Here is a 25,631-nt window from a genome sequence, read left to right on the forward strand (position 1 = left end):
CCATTCAATATACTTGTCCCCATTTTGTCTGTCCTAAAATAGACTTCACAATAAAAATATCAATTTTTATACTTTTCTTTGATATACTCTGCAGATTTTTCCATCTCAGAGAATATGGTGCTTTTATTTATATTTAACAAATCAAGCTCACCTAGTATTTTCTTTTTATTAGTTATTTTCAGTGAAAATACTTCAAAGTTACCATTATATTGTTTATGAATGGTGCTATTTAAACCAAAAGCAATAAATAATCCAGATTGAGATATCATTCTTTTATTATTTTTTCTTGTCTTTGAAATCATCGGACAATCGAAATGAATAGGATTCATAGTACTTAGAAAGTCAGGCTTTTCATGTTTTATATAATGAAGGAGTTGATATGACTCCTCATTAAAATTCTCACTATGTTGTTTCATCTGAGTATTATATTTTTCGTTAATATTCAATAGGGATAATTGCTTATCCGAAGAATAAATATTATCTGAATTTAGGTAGCTATCTTTTAAAAATTCAATAAACAAATTCATTTTATACCTAACAACATTGGTTTGTAACTTAGATTGTTGATCAATTGACAACTTTGAAACATTCGAAATGCAGCTAATCGTATTAGAATCGTAATACTTGATTTTATCTTTTCTTATTTTGAGAATGAAAAATTCTCCATCAGGTTCTTTTTTACATGCCCTACATTTCCCACAATTTTTGCACCCACTTCTATCATCGCATTCTTTTTTCTCACATGCAAAATACAAAGCTACAAGGGGATTCGTGGTTAAATCTGACCCGTCCTAAATAAATTTGACACTTTTCCAATCTAAAATTAGAGAGTGTAATGAAACCAACAGTTAAACGAACTCAACGTGATTATTCTCTTGCTTTTAAATTGGCGGTTGTTGACCAAGTAGAAAAAGGCGAGCTCACCTATAAACAAGCTCAATATCGATATGGCATACAGGGTCGTTCAACTGTTTTGGTTTGGTTACGTAAGCATGGTAGATTAGATTGGTCGGAAGGTACGCCCAATACTCTTTATAAAGGTGCTGCTATGAACCAAACCTCGGAGCAACAAACACCTGAACAACGCATTAAAGCCCTTGAAAAAGAGCTTGAGGAGATGTAGCTCAAAGCTGATTTTTTTGAGGCGGTTGTCAAAGTGATGGATAGGGATTTTGGCGTTCGTCTCTCAAAAAAGCGCAAAGCCGAGTTATTAAGGAAAAAACGGTTGAAAAACTCACCGTAACCAAAGCTTGTCGTTTTATGAAAATCACTCGGCAAGCCTATTACAAACGTCAAGATACGTCTGATAAACGGAAAAAATTAGATGCAATTATTGTTTGTGCGGTGAAATCTGAGCGAACTGTTCACCTCACCCTAGGCTTGGGGTGCGAAAATTACACTTTCTTTTGAAACAAAAACAATTAATTATTGGTCGTAACCGATTATTTTCTTTGTTGAGAGAACACCGCTTATTAGTGCCTAATAAGCGGTCATATCATCGAACAACACTGAGTCATCATCGATTTCATCGACATCCAAATTTAATTAAATCAGGGTTTATCCCTTCACAACCGGAACAACTGTGGGTTGCTGATATTACGTATTTATTTACACACGAAGGAGATACTTATTTAAGTCTGATCACCGATGCTTATTCGCGAAAAATAGTGGATTATCATCTTGATGACAATATGAAAACAAAAGCCGTCAAGAAATCATTTGTACAAGCATTAAAAAAACGAAGTTCGACCACTCCCTTGATCCATCATTCAGATCGAGGCTTACAATATTGTTCGACGGGGTATCAGGAAATCCATAAAAAACATAATATTCAATGTACTATGATGGATGGCTATGACTGTTATCAAAATGCATTAACAGAGCGAGTCAATGGGATATCAAAAATGGAATATTTGTTAATAAAGCCGAGAAATTTAGAACAGGCTCGGAGGTTAGTTGAAGAATCAATACATATTTATAATGAAAGGCGACCCCATTTATCATTAAACTATAAAATGCCCAATGAGATTCATCGAGCATTTTATACCTGAAAAGTTGTCAACCTATATAAGGACTAGTCATAGAGATGATGAATATTATCCGAGGCTTACTGGCTTTACTCCTTTCTTCGGCCCGACCATATCCATGTCTTTTTCCTTCTGACCAACTTTGGCAAGTTTGTTGCCGTCGATGGAAGCCCAGAAGTCGAGAGAGCGTCTTACACTAGCCATAGCTTTACTAGAAGTGATTTTTCTATGTTGTTTGATCATCTTTAACCTCTTTAGCTACAGATCTTATGGGTAATATTACAACAAATGCTTTTATTAAACAAACAGCCCATCGACTGCTGCTTGAGATTGTCATTCTTCATCTGAGTCAATGCCATCCACTTTCAATTTTATGGTATTGAGGATGTCACACACATTTGCAGACATTTTTCTGTGGTCATGCCATACCTGGGCAAATCCGTAACTCCTATAACGCGGTAGTGCATTTTCAGAAGGATCTTGAATATAAACGTCTTCAAGCTCCTCGAGCTGGCAGAAGGTAGTCGCGTAAATAAGTGCGATGATCAACACGTTGCCTGTTAGGTCAGTATCTTCATCTAAAATGAAGTTTTCTAACATGCAAATTGAGAATTGCTCACGGCGACAGTCGAATTTACAAATGATAACCGCCTGAAGCTGTTCTGGCTCTTCACGATCAATCAGCTTTAACGTTATATCCAGTATTCCGTCTTCAGCGTTACCGCTATAGGCCTGCATCGCCCATCGCCAGTTCAACTGGCTTTGTAAATTTACGTCTTCAATCAGGCGTCTCTCTTCATCGCTCAAAACGCCTACTGAGATATTAGTCCATCCAAGTCTTTCAATAACTTCTTGTGTTGTTGTTAGGCATTGATCATGTATTTGCTGAATAGATAGGAAATTCACTTCATGTCGTCCTTTATCTTTTGTCCCACAGCAATTATATCACTCAAGTGTGAAAGTTAGTGTGTTATTCTGACCTGCCCCCGCTATATGTGATTTTAGAGGTCTGACGTGACTATTCCCAGTTGATTGACACACGGCATTGTTAGCAAGATTCAGGTCGATTCAATTACGAACGTCTGCTTTTCGCTGTGAGTTCAATCGGTGGATGCAACACACTGGTTAAATCGTTCTGCTGGTGATTCATAACCTAGCGTTTTTCTTGGCCTCTCGTTGACAAGCTTTGGGTCTCAAGGCATTATCCCATGCTTTTTTATCCGCTTTCGCTGCACAGTAGTTGGTTAATCCACCATGTCTACGGATCTCACGACTAACAGTTGAAGGGGCTTTTGATATTTTTTTAGCTATCTCCCTGATACTGCACTTCTCTGCTAATCTTCTCGATATTTCTTCTCTTTCATCAAGCGAAAGCGATAATCTGTGGCGTTTACGGGCGGGAGGACGGAAGCCACCCGTTTGATAAATAATGGGCATAATAGAAGAATGGTATCTATCAAACATTCTTGCGATCTCATGTAAAGAATCACCTTGCTTATATCTGTCCCAAATAATCGCTTTTTGTTCAGGTGTATAGTAAATACGTTTTCTTGGCTTCATAACAATGCCCTCCTTATTTAAGGATAGCGTTGCATCGATTAATTGAACTCACAGCTCTAAGCGGACATCGTGTCTTCGGGTATAGGTCATTTAGGACCAGAAGAGGAAGTTAACTGTTTTAGAAATCAATCTAATCAGTATAATATCTCTCAATTGATGAAATTTAGAACGGAAGAAATAAATGACGACAAGAGAGTATTTGCAAAAATCAATTTTTGAGTTGGAAGCAATATTCGAACGGTCGCACAATAATGCTAGTGAACTTGAACGACTATTGAACGAACTGGCCTTTCGAAACACAGCTAAGGCGCGAATGCTGACGACTAAAGTCGAACAAGCCCTAACTGCCGTTAACGATTGCAGTTTAGTCTCTATGCCTAGTTCCACTCCATCAGAGCTTAATCCTAATTCAGTATTCACTCAATCATCCGAAGTTGTTGCCCACAATACACCCGAAATGACGGTACAACTAAAGCATAAACCTACTCCAGACACAGACCAGCAAATTGAGCTAGGTTCGTTCCCGTCTTTCACTCCGTCTGGTAAGGCAAATGATGCGCCCGCGATATTGACTGCATGGACAGCACTCGAAGCTCTGTCACCTCAAAGCTATAAGCGCCCAGAAGATATGGCAGCTGGTGACCGTTCTAGAGTTGCCCTATTGGATCGAGACATTCCATGGGGACCAAATGCCCGCAGCAAGCCTAAGCATAAACTTTATTTCGAAATCATTCTCGGCGCTATCGCACTCGACAAGGCGACAGAGGAATTAGTCAAGGTTTTTGGTGAGGATGAGGAGCAATCAAGGCCGGATGGCAAGAAAGCGGCCATAGGCTCAATCTTGGTCGACAAGGAAGGCTTTGTTCTTGAAAATAACGGAGTCGCCGTTTCCAGTTTTGCTTGGGCGCTCAAACCAGCACTCGATCTGAAGCTTGGTAGCTTAGGAGCCTGGCCGAAAGTAGAACGGCACATTATCGAGTGTTTAGAGCAGATAGTTAGTCGCCATAACGAGGATGGAGAACCCTTACCGATCGATCTGGATACTATTATTAATGCTCATAGATGGCTTGTGTCACAATTCGATGTACCCGAGCATTTGGTTGAACCACCTTCATTTGTAATCAAAGTATTTCATTATTTCAAGAACAAAACACCACCTGAGCCTTCGTTGCTGAATTCTTTCTACCTTGAAGATCTTGACGAAGCAGTAAAATTGCTCGAAGCGGATAATGCAGGAATTGGTTTGCAACGTTACATGGGAATAGGCAGACCTAGCCAGAAAATCGATGTGTTGTCCCCCGTTTCCGCAGTCGAGCCGTTCGTCGCACCGTCGCTCATACCGCAGGCTCGTTGGCCTTCACAAGGTGGTCACCCATTAGTGTTACTTCAACAGGCCGCTGTGAATGCGGCGCGTGTTGAGCTGGTTGATGCTCCAGGTATCATTGGCATAAATGGGCCACCGGGCACAGGAAAGACAACTCTTCTCCGAGATATCGTTGTTGGTTGCATTCTTGATCGAGCCACAGCTATGGTCGCCTTCAACAAACCACAGGATGCCTTTTCCACAACAGGCGAGAAGCAGGCATTTGGCTCTAATGCTTTTCTGCATTTCTACAGGTTACATGAATCCTTGAAGGGCCATGAAATCGTCGTAGCATCCTCCAATAACAAAGCGGTCGAAAACGTCAGCAAAGAGCTTCCCCTCAAAGAAGCTAATGGACGCCATGAACAAATTGCCTATTTCCGATCCATCAGTGACTTAATTGCAAACCCCAAACGCACAGGCGCCTTCGAACCAGAGGATGCTACCCTATCCGAACCTATCGAGACCTGGGGATTGATTGCCGCCACACTTGGTAATAGCAGCAATCGAGGTAATTTCCAGCAAAATTTCTGGTGGAACGAGGACCGCGGTTTCCTTACCTACCTGAAAGCTGCTCGCGGAATGAACGTCATGCGTGAAATCAAGGATGAACAAACGGGAGCAATCATTGATCGAGTGATGCCTAGCGTAGTTATCAATGAGCAGCCCAGCACCAACAAAGCAGATGCCGCTGCCGCTTGGCAAAAAGCACGAACCATATTCCTTAAACTAAAGGAAACGATAGATACTGAAATAGCCAGTATCGAAAGTATGCGCCGAGATATTCAGGCACTCAAGGGAGCGACCATTGAACTTCAAAAACTGGAACAGCTTCGTCCTAGTCTAAATGAAGCCCTCGAACAGACATACCAGATTGCTGAATCTGCCCATAGGGAACAGGAAAAGGCAAAGTCGCAAGTTGAGTTGAACAAGGCTTTGCTCGATAGCCATCTTGCTGGTCGCCCTGGTTTTTTCTCTCGCTTGTTCGGGACCACAGCTTGGAAGTCTTGGAAGTCGGCCTTGCAAAATCTCTCGGAAACCTTACAGCAGTCTGCCTCACAGATGCTGATTGTGAATGATGATCTTGAGCTTGCAAGAGCTAAGTGGAACAACGCTAAGTCCCAGTTACAACAACTAGAACATGAAATTTCAATTAAATGGCAGGTAGTAGAGAAATTGAAGGCAACAGCGACTCGGGCTCGAAATCTCATGGGTGACAGAGTTGTTGATGAGCAGTTTTTCGAGCGAGAGCACGAGGCTATCCACCTGACAGCACCATGGCTTCCCGATGAAATTCATCGCCTGCGTGAGGATCTCTTCGCCGCCGCCTTGGCTGTGCATAAAGCATTCATCGATGCTTCGGCTAACCACTTACAACACAATCTTGGGTTATTGATGTCGAACATGGTAGCTGGCGCATTTCAGTCTCCAGCTCACCGTAGACTTCTCCCTGACCTCTGGTCTAGCCTTTTTATGGTAGTACCTACAGTATCCACAACCTTCGCCTCCGTCCGGACGATGTTCGGAGATCTGCCTCCTGAAAGTATTGGCTGGCTTCTAGTCGATGAAGCGGGTCAAGCCGTTCCTCAGGCGGCAATTGGCGCTATCATGCGGGCAAAGCGTTCTATTGTAGTAGGCGATCCGTTGCAGATCCCGCCAGTAGTTTCTCTTCCTGAGAAGCTGAACGCTGCAATCTGCCAGTTTTTCAATATTGACCCGTTAGAATGGTCTGCCCCCACAGCATCTACGCAGACACTCGCGGATCAAGCATCACGCTTCAAATCCACATTCATCACGGACGCTGGTGATCGAGAGGTTGGATTACCTCTCCTTGTTCACAGGCGCTGCCAGAATCCAATGTTCGATATCTCTAACGCTATTGCCTATTCAGGGCAAATGGTCCATGCCGTCAGACCTAAAAAACCGGATTCTATTGGATCAACATTAGGACAATCACGCTGGTTCGACGTCAATGGCGATGCCGAGACGAAATGGTGCGCTGACGAGGGAGACATGGTTGTGCAAATGCTTAAAAAATTAGCGGCATCAGGCATTACAAATCCAGATGTCTTTATCATCACACCATTCAAGATCGTAGAACAGCAAATGCGTCGGCGTCTCAACAGTGAGACAAGTCTGCTGAAGACGTTAGGTGTAAAGTTGGATGAATGGAGCCGTGATCGTGTAGGCACTATTCATACGTTCCAAGGCCGAGAGGCAGACACGGTTATCCTGCTACTGGGTGCTCCGAAAGCCAGTCAGCAAAGGGCTCGCCAGTGGGCAGCTAGCCCGCCAAACATTATTAATGTAGCCGTCTCACGGGCTAAGCAAAACCTATATGTGGTGGGTTCAGCTGTTGCATGGGCTGGGGCAGGAACTAGTCTGCAGGTCCTACAACGGCAATTAGCATAATCAGCCTGACAATATACGGGTTGGTATTCAATAATGGATGCCAACTCGTAACTAATTTTCAACTTACGTCAGTAATGGGCTAAACGCGCTGTGTTAGAAGTGTTAATCCAGAAATAATAGATACTCCGTACCGTGCATTTCCGATTTAATGGTTGCATACCAATGATGATGCTCCAGTCAAGATTTTGTCTTTCAGGTGGGATCAGAGAAAAAGTAAACTGGATGTGGGCAGACAATAGTACCGGTTAATTTTACAAGTCACCAGAGGGGGCTGGAGGTTTTCATGTCAGTTTTATTAGAAGTGGGCACAACATCCTAATTTTACTCAGACCAAACTGTCAAACTTAGTTAGTTTCTAACAACAAAGCCTGCCAATTCAAGTCTGAGCTAATACAGTCTCAAATAAATCAAAAAATCCTAGGTTATTTTTTCTTCCAATACACTGTTGGATCGATAGCAAATGGGTTAGGTTTTAATCTAACCATTTTTCGTCCATTAGTATTATCGAACCATTTATTCAATCCAGTAATTTGAGACGGAGTCAATGCTAGTTTAGCATGAAGATAACTCCGCAGACTTTCAACATAGCTTAAATCCTTTTCCTGATTATCTTGAATAAATTGATTGATCCAAAATTCACAAGCATAAAAAGCCTGCAAATTTTTAAGTGAATATTCTGGAAAAGAGTTACTGTCTATTAATTTGTACAAAAAAATAAAATCGTTATCTGTTAAGCTAGCCAATTGATATCGTCTATAAATAGCATCAAGTTTACTGTATTTAATTTTAGGGATACTTTGAAGTTTTTGAACACGCAATAACAGATATGCGATAGCGTTTTGTTTGCTATGTTCATCTATTGTAGAAGCAACTCTCACTTTCCCGTCGTTACCTTTAAGCCGAGAACTTGATGCTGCCCCATCGTCTTCACTATCAGGTTCTAAACATCCCTTCGTCAGATCAGGTACTTTTTCCTCTGGATTACTAACATAATCAGGATTGCGCGCACAATTAGGACCGGAGAACCTTTCGTTACCTTCATTATCAACAACGACATATCCCTTACCTGATGTGATATAGTGCGTTTTGCTACCGAAAACACAAGCACAACGCTCAGTGAAATCAATACGAACAACTTTCCATAACATAGAGCTACTCCCACGGTAATAGAATTCTTGCCTTTTATCCCTCTACCCAATTCGATTCTAAAGAGTGTAAATGTTGCGCCTTCATCATAACTGACAACCTCACCTTTTATTTGATATTGCAAAAAGCAAGACTCAATCGCTTGGGCCATTATGTCTAGTTCTTGAGGTGACCAGCAAAGCTCAGAGGTATGAATAAACGGTTGTGCCATCAATTCCTCCCATCTAGGTGTGTTAATTCAGTAAATTAGAGTCACCTTCGATATTTCAGCGATTACCAATCACCCCAATTGATATTTCTTAAAGTTCTCGGCTTGTTCCAGTACACTTTTATATACTTCGTCATTCGCCACTGGAGGGAAACCATAACGGTGTAATAACAAAATCAAGTCAACTTTCAGCTTCGCTTTAATATCTTCCCGGTTGCTCCAGTCAGGGTATTGTGTGCTGTCATCGACAATAAGTTTCATGTCCTTAGCAAGTGCCAGCATTTTGTCGTCATCGTAGGTGAAATCGTATTTCTGGCACATATGCTGCAAAATATCGAGGAAGGCTTTCTCCTCCATATCGATGCCGATATCCTCAAACGACATCATTTCTGCCTTGATGTCATAAATCATATCCGCCATTTGTGCAGTGAAATCGTCGAACTCTTCGCCATTGAGCACATCATTTTCTTTGCGTTGGTTATACTGCTCAACCAATGCTTGGAATCGCTTGGAGAAATTAATTCCTTGCAGCTGATTGACCTTTTGGAAATCACTAATGGCCTTTTGAAGCATCTTTTGCAACAGTTGCATTTTGGTATTCGGCAACTTGATTTTATTGATACGAGCCATGTATTCATCATCAAAAATATCGATATTTTCAGCTTTTTCATCCCCTAAAGTGAAGATCTCTTCCACGCCTTCGGCTTTAAGGGCTTCCGCTATCATCTCACGTACTTTTTGATTCATCTGCGCCGTATCTGGGGCATCACCTTTGGTTAATTTATAGACTATAGAGCGTACAGCCAAATAAAAATGGATATGTTCACGTTCATCTTGGGTGATATCTTCACTGCCCACGCAAATATCATAAGCGGCTTTCAACCGCTTTACTAAGCCCATAAAGCGCAGTTCAATTTTCTTGGTTTGCAGGACAAACTCAGCCGCCCGATTAAGGCAGTCTAATTGCCGTGTTGGCGAGCCTGAAAAGTAATCGCGACTATCGAATTGATGAAATACCTGTGAAAGTAAATGGAGATGATTACGAACTTCAACGATAGACTGCTGTATATCTTCAAAGTTAGACTTATCGGCTTTAGAATACATCGCCAGCGCCATATTCATACGGCTTTTAATTCCGATATAGTCAACAACCAGCCCCTTCTCTTTCCCCTCAAAACGACGATTCACTCGAGAAATGGTTTGAATAAGGTTATGCTTTTGCAGCGGCTTATCGATATAGATGGTATCTAGCTCAGGCACATCAAAGCCCGTCAGCCACATATCCACCACAATGGCGATTTTAAAGTTGGATTTCGGGTTCTTAAACTGTTTATCTAACTCTCTGCGGTAGTCTTTTGTTCCCAGTAAGTTATACATCGCCTCATGATCATCTTTCCCACGAGTCATCACCATATTGACCATTGGTAAAGGCATTAACTCGCTTTTCTCTTGTTCGGTGAGTTCCACACCGTCAATTGCCTGTTTCGCTTCAAACCACTCTGGCCGTTGTAATTTTAGGTTCTGATAAAACGCATAAGCTATATCACGGCTAGCACAAACCACCATCGCTTTCCCTTTGATGGTAGAACCTTCTTCTACTCGTTTTTCATAATGTTGCGCAAAATCTTTCGCTAACGCATCAATACGATCAGGATCACCCAAAATAGAGTTCATGTTCGCCATGGCTTTTTTGCTTTCTTCTATCTGATATTCGCTAGTGCCTTGGGCTTCACATTCTTGATAATAACGTTCGATCTCTTCCAGTTTGCTGTTATCAAGGGCAATTTTAGCCGCACGCCCTTCGTACACAATGCGCACGGTGATTTCATCATTTACCGACTCGGTCATGGTGTAGCTATCGATAGTTTCCCCGAAGACATCTAAGGTGGCATCGATAGGCGTTCCGGTAAAACCAACGTAAGTAGCATTCGGCAGTGAATCATGTAGATATTTAGCAAAGCCGTAGGTCTTTTTAACCGTACCGTCTTCTTGGTTGATGATGATTTTTTGGTCGAGATTGATTTGGCTACGGTGAGCTTCATCTGAGATACAGATAATATTACTGCGCTCAGAAAGCAGTTGGATATCTTCAGTAAATTTATGAATAGTGGTGAGGAATACCCCGCCACTAGCACGCCCTGCTAGCTTATCACGTAAATCTTGGCGACTGGTGACGGGCACAATAATTTCATCGCCAATAAAAGCTTTTGCATTGCAAAACTGTTTTGCCAACTGTTCATCAAGATCAGTGCGATCAGTGATTAAAATAATCGTTGGGCTGGCAAAATCGACGCTTTTCATCAATAGACGCGCTAAAAACTGCATGGTGTAGCTTTTACCACACCCTGTGGCGCCAAAGTAGGTGCCCCCTTTACCACTACCACCGATATTTTCACCATCCGCAGTGATCTGTTTACGCTCTTTCTCAATGTTGTAATAGAGCTTACGAGCCGCGTAATACTGTGGGTAGCGGCAGCACACTTTCACTTCATGCTTACTGGTATCTGGGAAGAAAACAAAGTTTTTTAGTACGTCCAATAAACGAGCAGGATGGAATAACCCTTCAATTAAGGTGTACAGGCCGTTGATGCCCTGCTTTTCCGTTGATTCGTTGCCGTTAATTTTACGCCATGCGTAGTAGAATTCATAAGGGGCAAATAGATTACCCATCTTGTTATTCACGCCATCGCTCAAGATACACAAGGCGTTATAGACAAATAACTTGGGAATATCGCGACGATAACGCACACAAAGCTGTGTCCATGCATCAAATAGCGTTGCCTCTTCCTCACGCACTGCCGATTTGAATTCAAAGACCACCAGCGGTAGCCCATTGACGTATAAAATCGCATCAGGGATGCGCAGTTGCACCCCGCCGTCTCGCGCCTGACCTTCTATTTCTAACTGATTAACTAGCCGATAGCGATTATTATCTGCTACGGATAGCTCGACTTCCCCTGCAAATAACCTCTCTAACTGAGAGGGCAAGGTTTGAGTATCGATAAGTTCGATATATAGGTCTTTTTGGTTGCGATCTTCACGCTTAAGTAAAAAGCCGTTACTGAGCCAATGGCAGAAGGTTTTGTTGCTTTGGTAGAGATCACTCGCAGGGAGAGATTGCAACTGCTGTACAATCCTGGTGATCTCACCGTCGGTGATGCCATCTGCTTGATACTGTTTAGCAAGATACTGGCGCAAATCATCCACTATCAATACTTCACTGTTGTTTTTGCGAGGAATAGTAATGCCGAGATAATGCGGATAGCAGGTTTGCCCAGCATTGTTTGTATGTTGTCCTAACAGTTCTATTATCGCCTGTTCCAATTTGGCTTCAGTGAAGATATGGCTCATATCAGTGGCTTCTTTTTTTATTTTTAGCGAATTCGTTTTTATACTCTAAATCATTCGAGTTGCCGCTAGGCGGCAAGGGAAATAATCCCGATGAGCTTACTGGAGTAAGTGATTCGGGTTATTGAGCGTAGCCAACAACGCAGCAACTTGAAGGATAACGAGTATATTGAGTTGTTTTAATTAAGATAGTTTAATTGATTCGATAACAAAAACCGCCTCACAATAAGAAAAATGTGAAGCGGTCGAATAAATTAAATAAGTGTTTCTTCTGGAATATCTATTTTTATATCACTCAAAGACAGCTCGCCGGAGATAAGTTTTGGGAGGAGTGTGTCTCGGAGTTTAGTTAATGAACGGCTTTCATTTGTATTCTGTGTTAACTTTTTAAACGAAGGTGAAACTATATCAGCAAATCTATTCATTACTTCGCCAGAGGGCACTGCAATTTTATAGTCATTAAAGCACCCATTCTGAACTCTCTGGCGCCCTGATGAACCAACCATACTTTGTATAACGTGTTGCCTAAATGATTCATATCGAGCTAAACAGGCAATATATGAGTAATGTATGTTTTTATTACCACGAAGAATAATGAATTCAGTTGAACCAAAACCAGCTTCATTTTCTGACAGGAAATCTACTATTCCAGTTTTACCATTTTCTAAGCACGGTGTTATACGAGCCAATAATATATCGTTATTCTGAAATTTCATTCCTCCCGAAAAAGGCTTTTCACTAACTTCTTCTATTGAATATCCGCTAGTTGAAAGGGCTTTCATATCAACAAATTTCGCAACAGTATCTTTAGCTAAATTTACTTTCGGATTAATAAAAATAGCATCAGATATACTTTTACTCATCCACCCTTTCGGCATCCAACCGCCAAGCCCTAATGCAGGCTCAGCACATTCTTCAAACGCATTAGGAAATAACCGCCGAATATCCTCTGATAACGGTTTAAAATTATCACTTTCGCGTACTGCTTTGCGCACTTCAACCCGACGCAGTAATTCATCAGAGAAAGCTAAATCCTGTTCAAAAAAACCAGCATCTAGTGCGTTATCAACCACAGGATCAAAATCTACAAACCATGATTTAAATAGGGTTTGCGCCATTTGTTCTAGGGTTTGGTTGATTTGGCGGTTGAGTTTTAATTTATCATCCAGAGTCTTAAGTACTTGAACAATCTTAGTTTGCTTCACTCTAGAAGGTAGCGGTATTTCCAATTTTTTAGCTGAGCTGACATTAAAGTGTTGCTGCACAGCTCCTACAATATGAGCATTTACTTGCCCATGAGCCATTGCATTCATGAAATACGATAAGTAATGTGGACATAGTAGCTCGTTATTAACTCGAGCAATAACTATGTCTGAACAATTAGCCTCTCGAAGGTCATTTGGTATAACGCATGTAGTTCCTGGCTTTCCGGTTCTCACAATTGCAACATCGCCCGGTTTGAGGACGGACTTAGAAAGTTTTTTATGAAACGCAGATGACACATACTTCATGTCATCCCATTTAACATCATACTCCTCAATATTTTTTGAACGCAAAAATGGAATACCATTTTCGATATATTCATTCGTCATCGTACCAACAAAACCAACTGTTATCTCATGACAAAGTTCACCAAGTAACCTAGTTTCAAATTTACTCCCCATAACCCAACGCCTCCATATTTTTACGGATCGCTTTATCTAGCTCTGCCGCTTCATTCATCTGACGATAAAGGGTTTGGGTCAGTTCCTGCATCTTGGTTTCAAATGCCACACCATCATCTTTAACCTCCGCAGCGCCCACATAACGCCCGGGTGTTAATACAAAATCATTGGCCTTGATATCATCAAGGGTAGCAACTTTGCAAAAGCCCGCCTGATCTTGATACTGCTCAATACCGATTTCTTTGGTAGCAATACGACGTTTCAATTCACTTTCACTACTGCGCCACGCATGGAAGGTATCAGCGATAGTGGCGATATCCTCTGCGGTAAGCTCTTTTTGGGTACGGCTTATCATAGTGCCGAGGTGACGGGCATCGATAAACAAGGTTTCCCCTTGGCGATCACGATAACCATATTTGGCACTGGCTTGTTTACTTTTACTAATAAACCATAAGCAAACAGGGATTTGTGTGGTAAAAAAGAGCTGACCGGGTAGTGCAATCATGCACTCAATACGATCATCTTCGATGAGTTTTTGGCGAATTTCACCCTCACCGCTGGTATTCGAACTCATCGAACCGTTGGCTAACACAAACCCCGCAACACCATCTTCACTCAGCTTAGACAGCATATGTAAGATCCACGCATAGTTAGCGTTGCCCGTCGGTGGCGTGCGGAAGCCGGCAAAACGCGGATCATTAGTCAGTTCGGCTTCATTGCGCCAATCTTTTAAGTTAAACGGCGGATTCGCCATAATAAAATCGGCTTTTAGATCAGGGTGTTGGTCGGCAAAAAAGGTATCCGCAGGGCGCTCCCCTAAATTGCCTGTTAGCCCCCTTACCGCCAAGTTCATTTTCGCCAGTTTATAGGTGGTGCTAGTCAGTTCCTGCCCGTAAATTGCAATATCTTTGCTTTTCCCTTGGTGGCTTTCGACAAACTTTAGTGACTGCACAAACATACCGCCGGAGCCACAGCACGGGTCATATACTTTGCCTTGATAAGGTTCGAGCATTTCAGCAAGTAATGTAACTACCGATTTTGGCGTATAGAACTCGCCCCCACCTTTACCTTCGCTGGCGGCAAAACGCCCTAAGAAATATTCATAAACGCGACCAACTAGATCTTCTTCCCCTACCCCACATTCCGTGGCGAGGGTATTGATGTTTTCAATGCTGTCGATAAGTGAAGCGAGCTTTTTCGGCTCTAGCCCTTGGCGGGAAAAATAGTTATCTGGTAATGCACCCGTCAATGATGCGTTACTTTTTTCGATGGTGGATAATGCAGTGTCAATAATCACCGCGATATCGTCTTGTTTCGCACGCTCTTGGACGTAAGACCAACGGGATACTTGTGGCAAAAAGAAAACGTTATCTTGTTGATAGAAAACATCCATATCAACAAAAGCTTCCTGACCATTTTTGATTAATTGGCTGCGTTTGGCTTCGAATTTATCACTGATAAATTTCAGGAACACCAAACTGAGTACCACATGCTTATACTCAGAAGATTCAACACTGCCACGCAGTTGATTAGCAGTATCCCAAAGGGTTTCTTCAAAGCCTTTGGTTGTTTTCTTCGCGGGTGATTTAGCCATGTCGATAGATTCTCTTTTTTATCAGTTATTATCGGCAAGCGCTAAGTTAGCGTCGGTTATTTTTACGCTAACTGCCGATAATATATACAAAATAGGTTTGGTTAAGATTATCTCATAAAATCAGGTTGGTTTGGGTGGTAAAAGCTAAATTATATCAACCTAGATACCCCATATTTATTGCTGAGCGTTAGGAGGGTAAAACTGATAATCAACAATATCTGCACCAATAGGCCCTGTTTTTGCTGTAACCCATACGGTTCCCGTATTTTCCTTGGTTTTCGATTTTGGATCTCTAATACACCAAAAAACCCATTCCCCTGTATAAATTTCTTTTATCCGTATACCATATTCACATTGAGGGGCTTTAAGACGTTCAGGCCCTGGCGAGACGATATGATATTGTGTTTGGTAGTGAATTGTTTGGTCTAATGATAAATAAGCAAGCACATTAAAAGTTGGAATAATTATCATAAGGCCAAGAAAAGCCCCCCAATAATAATCACTGATAACATACTTTGATGGGCGAAAGAAAGGGTGCCATATTCCCCCAATAATCCCTGTGAAAATAGCAAAAATAATAATAATCGTCCATTTAGGAAGCCATTCAAATAATACAATGTTATCGCCTAAATAAAGCGACAAAAATAGATAAGCTAACCAAGAGCAGTACAGGATAACAAAGATGTAAGAAGGTAATGATTTTTTCTTGCTACCTTTACTGTATGATTTGAATTGGTATTCCATAAAAACCTTAATTTATTTCCCTAAATTAATTATTTATAGTTCGAACTATCGACCTATTTATTGCCATAACCTTTCGTGAAAACAATAAGAACTATTATTTCAAACTCTAAAATGGCATCGATTTACTGATTAATTACATAACCAATACTGGAAAGTTTGGTTTATCAATGTCAGATAAAGTAAAAAGTGTGTTGCTGAACGCTAAAAACTATAATAAATCAGATGAAGAAATTCTACATCTACTTGTTCGAGAACTACAGTATGTTGACGGTAGAACATTAGCGAATACGATCCCTCGTAACGGTATTAAATAAGCCGAAATTGTAGATGATGTAGCTAAAAAATTTAAGATTAAATGCCCCAAATGGTTATATATTTATATCTATTTAGCTAAATCTTTTAATGCAAACAGACCTTGTTCTGCTACTATAGCTGTTTTATCGGATGCCAGCAATTGTGCTAGTTTAAACGCATCATCCCCAATATTTTCTAACTGCTTGGCTAGTAATCTAGAACTGGCTAAGGTGTCGGTGGCTAGGGAAAGATAATAATTTTTAGACATCTATCGAAACCATTGGATAATTGGACTCGACTAACTCCCCCAGCAATTGGAGTGAAGCGTTTTAATGCGTTTATTATCTTATCGTTTTTATATTGAAACACAAAACACTCTAAATAAGAGTATCACATTATAAATTTCAACCATTAAATATAAACATTACATATCTATTAAAAATTAAAATTAAAATTAAAATTAAAATTAAAATTAAAACTCCATTTTAAATTATCTTTTTTAGATAATATTAGATATTAAAATAAACTCAGTTTAAGAGAGTCTAAATTGGATATATTAAAAATATATTCAGATATCATTAAATAAATAAACAAAAGGTGTATTATATAATATTGTTTTGTTATTTATCCTCTAAAAAGGAATAATGATATGAAAAAATTATTACTTAGCCTTACTATGCTGGCGATAATATCTACGCCAGTGTTGGCTAAATCCCCTGTAGCTAACTTAAAAATCAACGGTGATATTAAGCCACCAACTTGTACTGTTAATGGGGCGACACAGCGTGATGTTATTTTTGATTACGGAGTCATAAGCCCAACACTTATCCCTCAATCGACTGTCTACTCTTATTCTGACATTGGAGTTCAAAATACAGTTACGATTGAATGTGATGCAAAAACATATTTAACATTTACTGCATCTGACACTTATGCTGATACAGAATTAAGTGTTAATAATACATCAGGCTGGTTTCATTTAGTTGATAAAGCAAATCCTGAAACCGCGGTTGGTGCGGCATTCTTCGCATGGGATAATGTGACTGTCGATAGCAAACCTGCGTATATTTCACGAGCAAACGATGTGTCTATTACAGGAACCAGCTACAATAACGCCCTATATAAAGGGCCAACCAATGGTTGGACATCAGAAAAACAAACAAGCGTTGATAAAAACGCCTTGGCTCTAATTTCAGGTGAAATTTTCCAAGCAAGTTTTAGACAAGGAATGACAATGAGTACTTTTATTTTATCTAGAGATGAATTAAGTAAAAAAGGAATAGATTTATCTAATGGTTTAGATTTTATGGGAGAAGCTGTTCTCACTTTTAACTTTGGTGTCTAATTTTAAAGTAATTGATAATCACAATATCATTAATTTTTATATTGTGATTATCTTTTACGTTAAAAATTTAACAGTACTTAACAGTACTTAGTACGCTATCAATGTTCTGAATATCAAATTAGCACATCATTCAATCAGGAACGATACATCAATACTTCCTTTATAAGTATTCGTAGGTATATTTCCATTGGCACAAAGGTTAAATGATAATGACTTATAAACAGATCCCCCATTATATTTTCCCAAAGATTGTCCTGCATAAAACTCTAAGGCCTCGGCAGAATTATTATTACATACTGCATTAGTTATTTTTTTAGCTGCATCAGATACAGTAATATAAGGTGCGACTTCTTTATCTTTCAAAGGGATATTGGGAGACATTGTCATCCCCGTTTTACTTGCATTGACTAGCTCATTATAGGGTTTTAATGTCACGTACATATTTCCTGAATGAGGGCAAGAGACAAGCATACTAGCGACACTTTGCTCAAGTAACTTGGCTGACTTAAAATTTTGTGCTAGTTGAGCGGCAAATTGTATATTTGTTGAGCTAGCAGGAGAAACATTACATGTTTTTAAGACGTGAATAGGACCATTACCAAATGAAAAAGGAACTGAAGATAGATCTGGATTAGCCCCGCCTGAGGTTGCTGTTTGAGCTGTAGTAAAATATATTGGAGCTACAAAATCGTAAATACCGGGTTTAACATGGCCTACTGCATAAATAGAATAAGAGCTTATTCTCAAGCTAGTATTACTTACACGTGATAAATTACCATACCAGCACATTGGGTGACGATAGACAAATTGATTAGAATATTCCTCTGTTCTAGAAATTTCTTTTCCTCGACGCAGGGTAATTCTTGTCGGGGAAGGTAATCCATTCTGATAATACAACGCATCGATAGATACTATTCCATTGATAGCTGCAACTAAATAATTTTCCCTATTTTCCTCTTCACTTACGTTTTTATTATATAATTTTAATCCGTACTCCCCCTCTTGACTTCCTGGGAATGGGAATAAAAAATTCTGCCATTGCGCACTGTTTTTACTACAATAATCTACAACATTATTAACACCTACAGCCGCTCCATAGTAATTACCACTACTACGAAGTGACATATATGATTGAGGAGGCGTTAATTCACCTATATACCCCGTTCCATTATCTGGAATAACAAGTGCTTTTGTTAGGAGAGGGAAAAACAGTGACAAAACAAAAAGACTGATTTTAATAGTTATCGTTTTCAATTTTCACCACCAAGCATAATGACAGATAGAACCATCTATATATTATTTATTATATGATTATTATTGATTTTTATCTCTAACAATAAGAATAAAAATCATTATTCCATATAAAAACTAAAATAAAAACAAAGTAAAGAAAAGCATTCTAAAAAAGAATCATTCCCGCTATTTTTAGTAAGATAATATTTTCAATAACTGTTAACAAACATCATTTTAAGATTTTCTCCTGCGTTCTTTTTTCACTTTCTATGCTTATTCCATTTCACGTATTCTCACCTTATAGCTTGATTGCTCTGACAATAATCTGCACACAAATGCACTTGAAAAAAAATAAAATAGCTATTAGCGATATAAAAGGTCTATTTTTAATTATCACTTTTAGATAATATTAGACATTAAAATAAACTCAGTTTAAGAAAGTCTAAATTAGATATATTAAAAATATATTCAGATATCATTAAATAAATAAACAAAAGGTGTATTATATAATATTGCTTTGTTATTTATCCTCTAAAAAGGAATAATGATATGAAAAAATTATTACTTAGCCTTACTATGCTGGCGATAATATCTACGCCAGTGTTGGCTAAATCCCCTGTAGCTAACTTAAAAATCAACGGTGATATTAAGCCACCAACTTGTACTATTAATGGAGCAACACAAAGTGATGTAATTTTCGATTACGGAGTCATAAGCCCAACACTTATCCCTCAATCGAAAATTTATTCTTATCCTGCCAGTATGGTTCAAAATACAGTTACAGTTGAATGTGATGCAAAAACATATTTAACCTTTGTTGCGTCTGATACTTATGATAATACAGAATTAAGCGTTAATAATACGTCAGACTGGTTTCATTTAGTAGATAAAGCAAATCCTGAAACTGCGGTTGGAGCAGCTTATTTTGTATGGGATAATGTGACTGTTGATGGCAAACCTGCGTATATTTCACGAGCAAACGATGCTGCTATCACAGGGACTAACTACTATAATGTCCTATATAAAGGGCCAACCAATGGTTGGACATCAAAACAACAGACAGAATCGGTTGATAAAGGCTCTCTGGCTCTAATTTCAGGTGAAATTTTCCAAGCAAATTTCAGACAGGGAATTGAAAGTAATCCTACTCAAACCTTTATTTTATCTAGAGATGAATTAAGTAAAAAAGGAATAGATTTATCTAATGGTTTAGATTTTATCGGGGAGGCTGTTCTCACTTTTAATTTTGGTGTCTAATTTTAAAGTAATTGATAATCACAATATAATTAAAATTTATATTGTGATTATCTTTTGCTATCAATAAGAACCCCTCAAAATTTAATATAATTAAGGACTTCTCATATAACATAAAATTATTTTTGTATTTCTTTTAAATAATCAGCAACACGATATTCAATATTTTTACGCTCAATGTCAGATAAAGAATAAAACATAGCGACATTATTCACATCATAATTTAATAGTAAACCATAATAATATGCTTCTTTCACATCACCTTTGAGTAGAAGTGCTTCATAAAGTTTGTCAAAAGAAGATATTGCAAAATTCATTTTTCCTAATCGAATATTCATATCTAAAATATAATCGTTATGATTTTTTAGTGTAGATAAATACACATTCACGAAAGGATCCTTACTTATGTATTTTGGTGCATTAGTATACATATTATTTAATTCAGAATACAAAAAATCATTTATTTCATATGGATAATCTAACGATAATTGATACCACTCAATAGCCTTATCAAGGTTTCGTTCAACTAAACACGGTGACTCTAAATAATAATCAGCAATGATACTAATACTAGAATATTTGTATTCATTAGAAGAGCTGTATTTACTAGGTTCTTCTCCTGTTGTTAGCCATTCTTTAAGATAGTAGTCTGCTTTATTGATATTATCTTTATCTTCACAGATATTTTGCATATAGTACCAATAAATTAACTCAGCCGCTTCTTTATTTCCTAAATCATATGCTTTTTTGGCATAAATTAAACTTCTTCCACTATCTTCAATACTATAAAATCTTGCTAATTCTAGTTGTTGTTTACTACTCTCTTTTTGGTTTAGTAAATAATCAAGTGTATTATCTCTTTTTTCCTTCCATCTTCTATCTATTTCATATTTTTCTGATTCCAGCTCAAAGTGAGACGAATTGATGCTAATACGTCGTTCATATTCAGATGCTTTCGCAATGTTCTTTCTAACCCCCTCTTTACCGTCTCGATAAATTATAGCTAATTCTTTTAAGCAAATAAAATCACCTAAATCTGCACATTTTTTTCGCCAAGCCAAACGTTCCTTAATAGTGATATTAGTTAACTTATCAAAAGAATAGTCTTGATAAATTTCATCACCAGCACTCTTATCTTTATACTCTTTTGTAATAATAAATTTAATTGCATCAATAGAACCTATTTCAGCTAATTTAAATATATCCTTATAATATTTTTTTAAATTATCTTCATTAATATTGTTAGCTGAGTTCTCATGTATTATATTCTTTATTGTATATTGAAATGCAAGATTTGTATTTTGACTTAATAATGGTTGAATAGCCTTTCTTATTTTATCATCATATAGCGAACGTTCCACAATAAAATCAATTACATACTGTGAATCCATTCCATATCGGAAAAGAATACTATATCCTTCCTGTCGTTTTTTTTCGGTCAACCTTCTGCTTTCTAAATCATCTTTCAATTCTGAAACAATATTAATAAGACCTTGATCATCTATTATATTTTTATATTTAATAGTCGCAATTGCTTGATGAAAAGTAGCTTCATAGGCATAACCTCGTGCTTTTTGATATAATGAAAAAGCATATTCTTCATTATTGGCGACATTTTCTTCTAAAAGAAGATCTGCATAAAAATGAGCTAAGCTATAGTTTTGATTAAATGTACCCGCTGATTTATTTTTAATTACACTCTCTCTTAAAATATTCACAATCTCTTCTTTTTTAAGATAATCAGAAGCACCAAAATCAAAATATATTTTTACTAATTCTCTTTGGCTTTTACCTGTCAATTTATCATTAGTTATGTTTTCTTGCAGAAAACTAACTGCTTTTCTAATATTCTGATGAACCCTCTCACTATTAGAATATAATTTAGCCAATAATAATTTACTTTCAGGAGATGGCTGTATATTATATGATCTCTCTACCAGCTTGAGCGCTTTTTCAAAATTATAAAAACTACTATTTGGTTTTAAATAGACATTAGCGAGCGCTAGCATGGCTTGTGGAGAGTTTGGATATTTCAATAATAATGTATTAATATATTTTTCAAGCAAGTTTCTAAAATAATTTGATGATAATGTATCACTATTATTTAATTTCTCTATTATTTTAATTAATCCATCATGATGCGCTAAATCAGCAGATTTTTTTAAATATATATTAGCTAAAAAAGAATTTTCTTGAAGGGGATAGTTTTTCTTATCACCCTTGTAGATTTGATACAGAAGATATGTTGCCTCAGGATAGTTCAAATATGCTGAATCAAAAAGTAAGTTAATATCTTGACTTATTAACTTATATTTTAAATACATCATTTTAGGATCTTTTTCTTCAATAAAAGGACGTATCATATTTTTAGTCTTTTTTGATTGTTTTACTGAATCATTATTCTCTAAATATTGATATACAGCTTCTTTATTGCCTTCTTCTGCTAATTTTTCTAATTCTTCAAGTGTTCTTTTTTTTTCAGACCAAGATTGCTCACCATAAATAGGGAGTAGCGTATATTCTTTTTGATCATAATAAATCACAGGAAAATTAAGGTCATGTAAAAAATCTTTCGCTATTGAAGAGCCTAAATCAGCAGCTTTAGTTAATGACGTTAATCCTTGAGCATCATCAGTAGGGCTTTGGATTAATCCTTTGTTACGTAAATATCCTAAATTATAAAGTGCATTTTTATTTTGTAAATTTGCTGATTTTATTAACCATTTTTGTGAAGCTAAGGCATTTTTATCAACCCCTATGCCATCCCAATACATCATTGCTAAACTAAATGCTGCTTGCGGATCACTTTGCGCATGTTGTGAAAAATAATTAAATGCCTCTTTATAGTCACCTTTTTGATAATAGCTATAACCATTTGGCTTTGACTGTGGTTGGATTTGATTTTTATTGAGATAAAACCCCAAGGCCATAAATACTAAAAAAATGGAGATAAATATATTTTTAATTTTACGAGACATAATATTCCTTTTAAAGCTCATTCTTTTTATATAAATATAGCACAATAGTAAAAATTAAAATCAATATAATTGCTATTCTTTTATTTATATTTTTATATTAATTTATTTAGATTTGTTATAAAAATTGATTGACATTCAATACTCCACTCTATAATCAGCCCTCGTTGTGTCGTATTATTCAGCAGCTTGGGTAGCCAAGGGATTTTGTTAGTCCTCAATAAAAAACTAATAGAGGTCAGCGATTGTTACGGACATTAATCAAGATATTAGACGTTTAGGTGAAAATCTGAAAGGGCGTTTGGCGCCTGATATTGTTGATTTTGACTTAGAATATATAGACCACTCAGAAAGTATTTTAGCTTTTGAAACGTTATGCGATCACATAGCTGACTATGATGTCGTAATAACCAGTGATGAGTATAAGCAGATCATTGGTATTGTAAATAAGCTAAATCTTGAGTTAGATGATAGATATTTATATATAAATCCAGATAATATTAAGTGAATTAGGGTCAATGAAAAGATCCTAGTTCAATACTAGGATCTTTTGTATTTATCTCATCCCTTCAGCCACTTACCGATAATAGTGAGTTGTGGGCTAGGGTTAGGTTACCCCCCTGTTCGGTAAGTAACCCACTGTATAGTGTCTGGTTTTACCCCCCTTCTTCTTTAGCTGTCTAGCTTTTTGCCTTACAACTGCGCACTAATGCCAACCGTCGAAAAGCGAAACCCACACCGACAGCCACCAGTCGCAAGGCAGTACCTTATTTACCGATATGAAGACCGCAGACTGAGTAATAGAAATGGTATAGCTGCAAATCAAGATAAAATATCTACTTTTATGGTTGAAAGCGATACTCCAATAGTCCTTAATCATGGTTCGTCTACAAATATAAATAGAGTTATCTATAAAGAACAAATATTAATAAATAATTAACTTACCATCATCAAAACAATAACAATTTAATTTTTAAAATTACTCTACACTTACTCTAAAAAAGATAAAAATTATTTTTATCTTTAGTAATATCTATGATAATTGGATAGCTACAGTTTAAAAATAGAATAAATATAAAATAACAATCACTTTAAGAATATCTTAATTAGATAAATTAAAAATATATCAATTTGTAATTAAATAAAATTATAGATTGTGTATTATAGAGTATTATTTATATTTTTAAATTTATAAAAAGGAATGGCTATATGAAAAAATTGCTATTTAGTCTTGCTACGCTGATTGTAATGTCAACACCAGCATTAGCTACTCCACCAGGCGCTAACTTAAAAATAAACGGTGATATTACTCCCCCTACTTGCACCGTTAATGCTGGTGATAATGATATTATTATTGATTATGGTGTAATATCCCCCTCTTTTATTCCTGCTGAGGAAAATTACGCACTAGGAGCTAAGAGTGCCAATATCAAAATATCCTGTGATGCAAGCAATTATTTAACACTTAAGGTATCAGATACTTATAAAACAAGTTCAACAGATTCAGCGAAAATTAGCGTTTTTGGATTAGTTAATGCAAAAAATACAGAACAAGAGATTGGTGGATATATAATTGATGTCATTGATATCAAAGTTGATAATAAACGAGCTTATTTAGGAAGAGTGGCAGATAAGATTTGGACTGGATCGTCTGCAACTATTTTTAAAGATACCTTAACAGCGTTAACTAGTGAACCTCAAGCCCAGGTTGATAAAAACAATTTAAAACTAATAGCTGGAAAAGTGTTTAATGCAAAAATACAAATAGGAGCTTATAACGAAAGTAGGTATGCGTATATTTTATCAAGAAAAAAATTGGCACAAAACAATATCGATTTAACTGATGGAATTAATTATATAGGTGAAGCTGTTTTTACTTTTAACTTTGGTGTCTAAATTTCAAAATCATTGATAATCACAATATAATATATGTTAATTTTTATTGTGATTATCTTGTGTTATCAACTTATCTATAATGCTGTGTACTGATCGTGCTGATACCTAAAAACCACCAATCAACCCTTCAGCTAAACTTAATCACATGCCAATAAGAGAGTAATTACTATAACGATAACAAAAAAAGAATCCCCCTCTTTCGTCAAAAGCGTGAGGAAATATCTCTATCTTCGTTAATCCAAACTCTGCACTCTAACTATTTTTATTAATATAAATTATCAGTATTAATACTTAAAATATGACACAACAACCAAAAATAATTAACTTTAAAAAATATCTTTTAGCGAATTATTTTCAATAAAAACAAAACACAAACATATCTATATATCACATCAATAAAAATAAACCTTCCCCTTAAAGTTAGAGACTAAATAGCTATAATAATCAACTATATTATTTAATTACTGCTACGATTATTTTAGTAATAAAAACGCCTAATTGTGATAGTGATTGGAAGAAATAATAAGAAAGTTATCTATACTAAACTAATATCAAATTTTAAGTATCA

The 25,631-nt window shown here is 37.3% G+C and carries 17 protein-coding genes and 3 pseudogenes; 7 read left to right on the forward strand and 13 right to left on the reverse strand.

The annotated features are described in order from the left end of the window. Nucleotides 1-59: 59 nt before the first annotated feature. The gene (locus tag HMPREF0693_RS05035) at nt 60-578 is read right to left on the reverse strand and encodes a hypothetical protein (protein ID WP_150024397.1); all 519 of its coding nucleotides are present in this window, start codon (nt 576-578) and stop codon (nt 60-62) included. Nucleotides 579-835: 257 nt separating this feature from the next. Here HMPREF0693_RS05035 and HMPREF0693_RS05045 point away from each other — a divergent pair. Further along, nucleotides 836-2,051 (forward strand): annotated as a pseudogene (locus tag HMPREF0693_RS05045) (IS3 family transposase). A 45-nt stretch (nt 2,052-2,096) separates the two neighbouring features. Here HMPREF0693_RS05045 and HMPREF0693_RS19095 read toward each other — a convergent pair. The 3 genes and pseudogenes from HMPREF0693_RS19095 to HMPREF0693_RS05055 all read right to left on the reverse strand — a co-directional run. Then, on the reverse strand, nt 2,097-2,270 hold the full coding sequence (locus HMPREF0693_RS19095; RefSeq protein ID WP_004243930.1) for a hypothetical protein: 174 nt from the start codon (nt 2,268-2,270) through the stop codon (nt 2,097-2,099). Nucleotides 2,271-2,360: 90 nt separating this feature from the next. Then, nucleotides 2,361-2,933: a hypothetical protein gene (locus HMPREF0693_RS05050; RefSeq protein ID WP_004243932.1), complete on the reverse strand. Its 573-nt coding sequence runs from the start codon at nt 2,931-2,933 to the stop codon at nt 2,361-2,363. 270 nt (nt 2,934-3,203) lie between these two features. Further along, nucleotides 3,204-3,587 (reverse strand): annotated as a pseudogene (locus tag HMPREF0693_RS05055) (helix-turn-helix domain-containing protein); the annotation flags it as partial. 181 nt (nt 3,588-3,768) lie between these two features. On the opposite strand from HMPREF0693_RS05055, the gene HMPREF0693_RS05060 reads away from it, so the two are divergent. Beyond that, a complete protein-coding gene (locus tag HMPREF0693_RS05060) occupies nt 3,769-7,362 on the forward strand; it encodes an AAA domain-containing protein (RefSeq protein ID WP_004243934.1) in 3,594 nt (1,197 codons plus the stop codon). A gap of 422 nt (nt 7,363-7,784) precedes the next feature. Here the strand turns inward: HMPREF0693_RS05060 and HMPREF0693_RS05065 are convergent, their stop codons facing one another. From HMPREF0693_RS05065 to HMPREF0693_RS05085, 6 genes and pseudogenes are all read right to left on the reverse strand, one after another. Continuing rightward, nucleotides 7,785-8,510: a hypothetical protein gene (locus HMPREF0693_RS05065; protein ID WP_004243935.1), complete on the reverse strand. Its 726-nt coding sequence runs from the start codon at nt 8,508-8,510 to the stop codon at nt 7,785-7,787. Nucleotides 8,511-8,545: 35 nt separating this feature from the next. Then, nucleotides 8,546-8,719: pseudogene (locus HMPREF0693_RS19725) on the reverse strand (DNA translocase FtsK); the annotation flags it as partial. Between the two features lie 69 nt (nt 8,720-8,788). Next, nucleotides 8,789-12,067, reverse strand: a complete 3,279-nt coding sequence (locus HMPREF0693_RS05070) for a type I restriction endonuclease subunit R (RefSeq protein WP_004243936.1) — start codon at nt 12,065-12,067, stop codon at nt 8,789-8,791. A gap of 251 nt (nt 12,068-12,318) precedes the next feature. After that, nucleotides 12,319-13,728 carry a restriction endonuclease subunit S gene (locus tag HMPREF0693_RS05075; RefSeq protein ID WP_004243938.1) on the reverse strand — a complete coding sequence of 470 codons (1,410 nt, stop codon included), beginning with the start codon at nt 13,726-13,728 and terminating at the stop codon, nt 12,319-12,321. Then, nucleotides 13,718-15,322: a class I SAM-dependent DNA methyltransferase gene (locus HMPREF0693_RS05080; RefSeq protein WP_004243939.1), complete on the reverse strand. Its 1,605-nt coding sequence runs from the start codon at nt 15,320-15,322 to the stop codon at nt 13,718-13,720. The genes HMPREF0693_RS05075 and HMPREF0693_RS05080 overlap by 11 nt, the downstream gene beginning before the upstream one ends. A gap of 174 nt (nt 15,323-15,496) precedes the next feature. Then, complete coding sequence (locus HMPREF0693_RS05085; RefSeq protein ID WP_004243941.1) at nt 15,497-16,066, reverse strand: hypothetical protein; 570 nt, start codon at nt 16,064-16,066, stop codon at nt 15,497-15,499. Nucleotides 16,067-16,254: 188 nt separating this feature from the next. Between HMPREF0693_RS05085 and HMPREF0693_RS19690 the strand changes: the two genes are divergently transcribed. Next, nucleotides 16,255-16,380: a hypothetical protein gene (locus tag HMPREF0693_RS19690; protein WP_263281902.1), complete on the forward strand. Its 126-nt coding sequence runs from the start codon at nt 16,255-16,257 to the stop codon at nt 16,378-16,380. Nucleotides 16,381-16,448: 68 nt separating this feature from the next. Here HMPREF0693_RS19690 and HMPREF0693_RS05090 read toward each other — a convergent pair whose 3' ends face one another. Further along, nucleotides 16,449-16,628, reverse strand: coding sequence for a hypothetical protein (locus HMPREF0693_RS05090; RefSeq protein ID WP_004243943.1), 180 nt, complete (start codon nt 16,626-16,628; stop codon nt 16,449-16,451). Between the two features lie 381 nt (nt 16,629-17,009). Here HMPREF0693_RS05090 and HMPREF0693_RS05095 point away from each other — a divergent pair, with 381 nt between their 5' ends. Further along, nucleotides 17,010-17,705 carry a DUF1120 domain-containing protein gene (locus HMPREF0693_RS05095; protein WP_004243945.1) on the forward strand — a complete coding sequence of 232 codons (696 nt, stop codon included), beginning with the start codon at nt 17,010-17,012 and terminating at the stop codon, nt 17,703-17,705. 126 nt (nt 17,706-17,831) lie between these two features. Here HMPREF0693_RS05095 and HMPREF0693_RS05100 read toward each other — a convergent pair whose 3' ends face one another. Beyond that, nucleotides 17,832-18,959, reverse strand: coding sequence for a hypothetical protein (locus HMPREF0693_RS05100; RefSeq protein ID WP_004243946.1), 1,128 nt, complete (start codon nt 18,957-18,959; stop codon nt 17,832-17,834). A gap of 528 nt (nt 18,960-19,487) precedes the next feature. Here HMPREF0693_RS05100 and HMPREF0693_RS05105 point away from each other — a divergent pair. Beyond that, a complete protein-coding gene (locus HMPREF0693_RS05105; RefSeq protein ID WP_004243947.1) occupies nt 19,488-20,195 on the forward strand; it encodes a hypothetical protein in 708 nt (235 codons plus the stop codon). Between the two features lie 116 nt (nt 20,196-20,311). Here the strand turns inward: HMPREF0693_RS05105 and HMPREF0693_RS05110 are convergent, their stop codons facing one another. Continuing rightward, complete coding sequence (locus tag HMPREF0693_RS05110; protein ID WP_036932186.1) at nt 20,312-23,170, reverse strand: tetratricopeptide repeat protein; 2,859 nt, start codon at nt 23,168-23,170, stop codon at nt 20,312-20,314. Between the two features lie 241 nt (nt 23,171-23,411). On the opposite strand from HMPREF0693_RS05110, the gene HMPREF0693_RS05115 reads away from it, so the two are divergent. Further along, nucleotides 23,412-23,675, forward strand: coding sequence for a MafI family immunity protein (locus tag HMPREF0693_RS05115; protein ID WP_036932188.1), 264 nt, complete (start codon nt 23,412-23,414; stop codon nt 23,673-23,675). 701 nt (nt 23,676-24,376) lie between these two features. Continuing rightward, the gene (locus HMPREF0693_RS05120; RefSeq protein WP_004243952.1) at nt 24,377-25,063 is read left to right on the forward strand and encodes a fimbrial protein; all 687 of its coding nucleotides are present in this window, start codon (nt 24,377-24,379) and stop codon (nt 25,061-25,063) included. The last annotated feature ends 568 nt before the right edge of the window (nt 25,064-25,631 follow it).

Origin of the sequence: Proteus mirabilis ATCC 29906 (assembly GCF_000160755.1) — a bacterium.
GTDB lineage: Bacteria > Pseudomonadota > Gammaproteobacteria > Enterobacterales > Enterobacteriaceae > Proteus > Proteus mirabilis.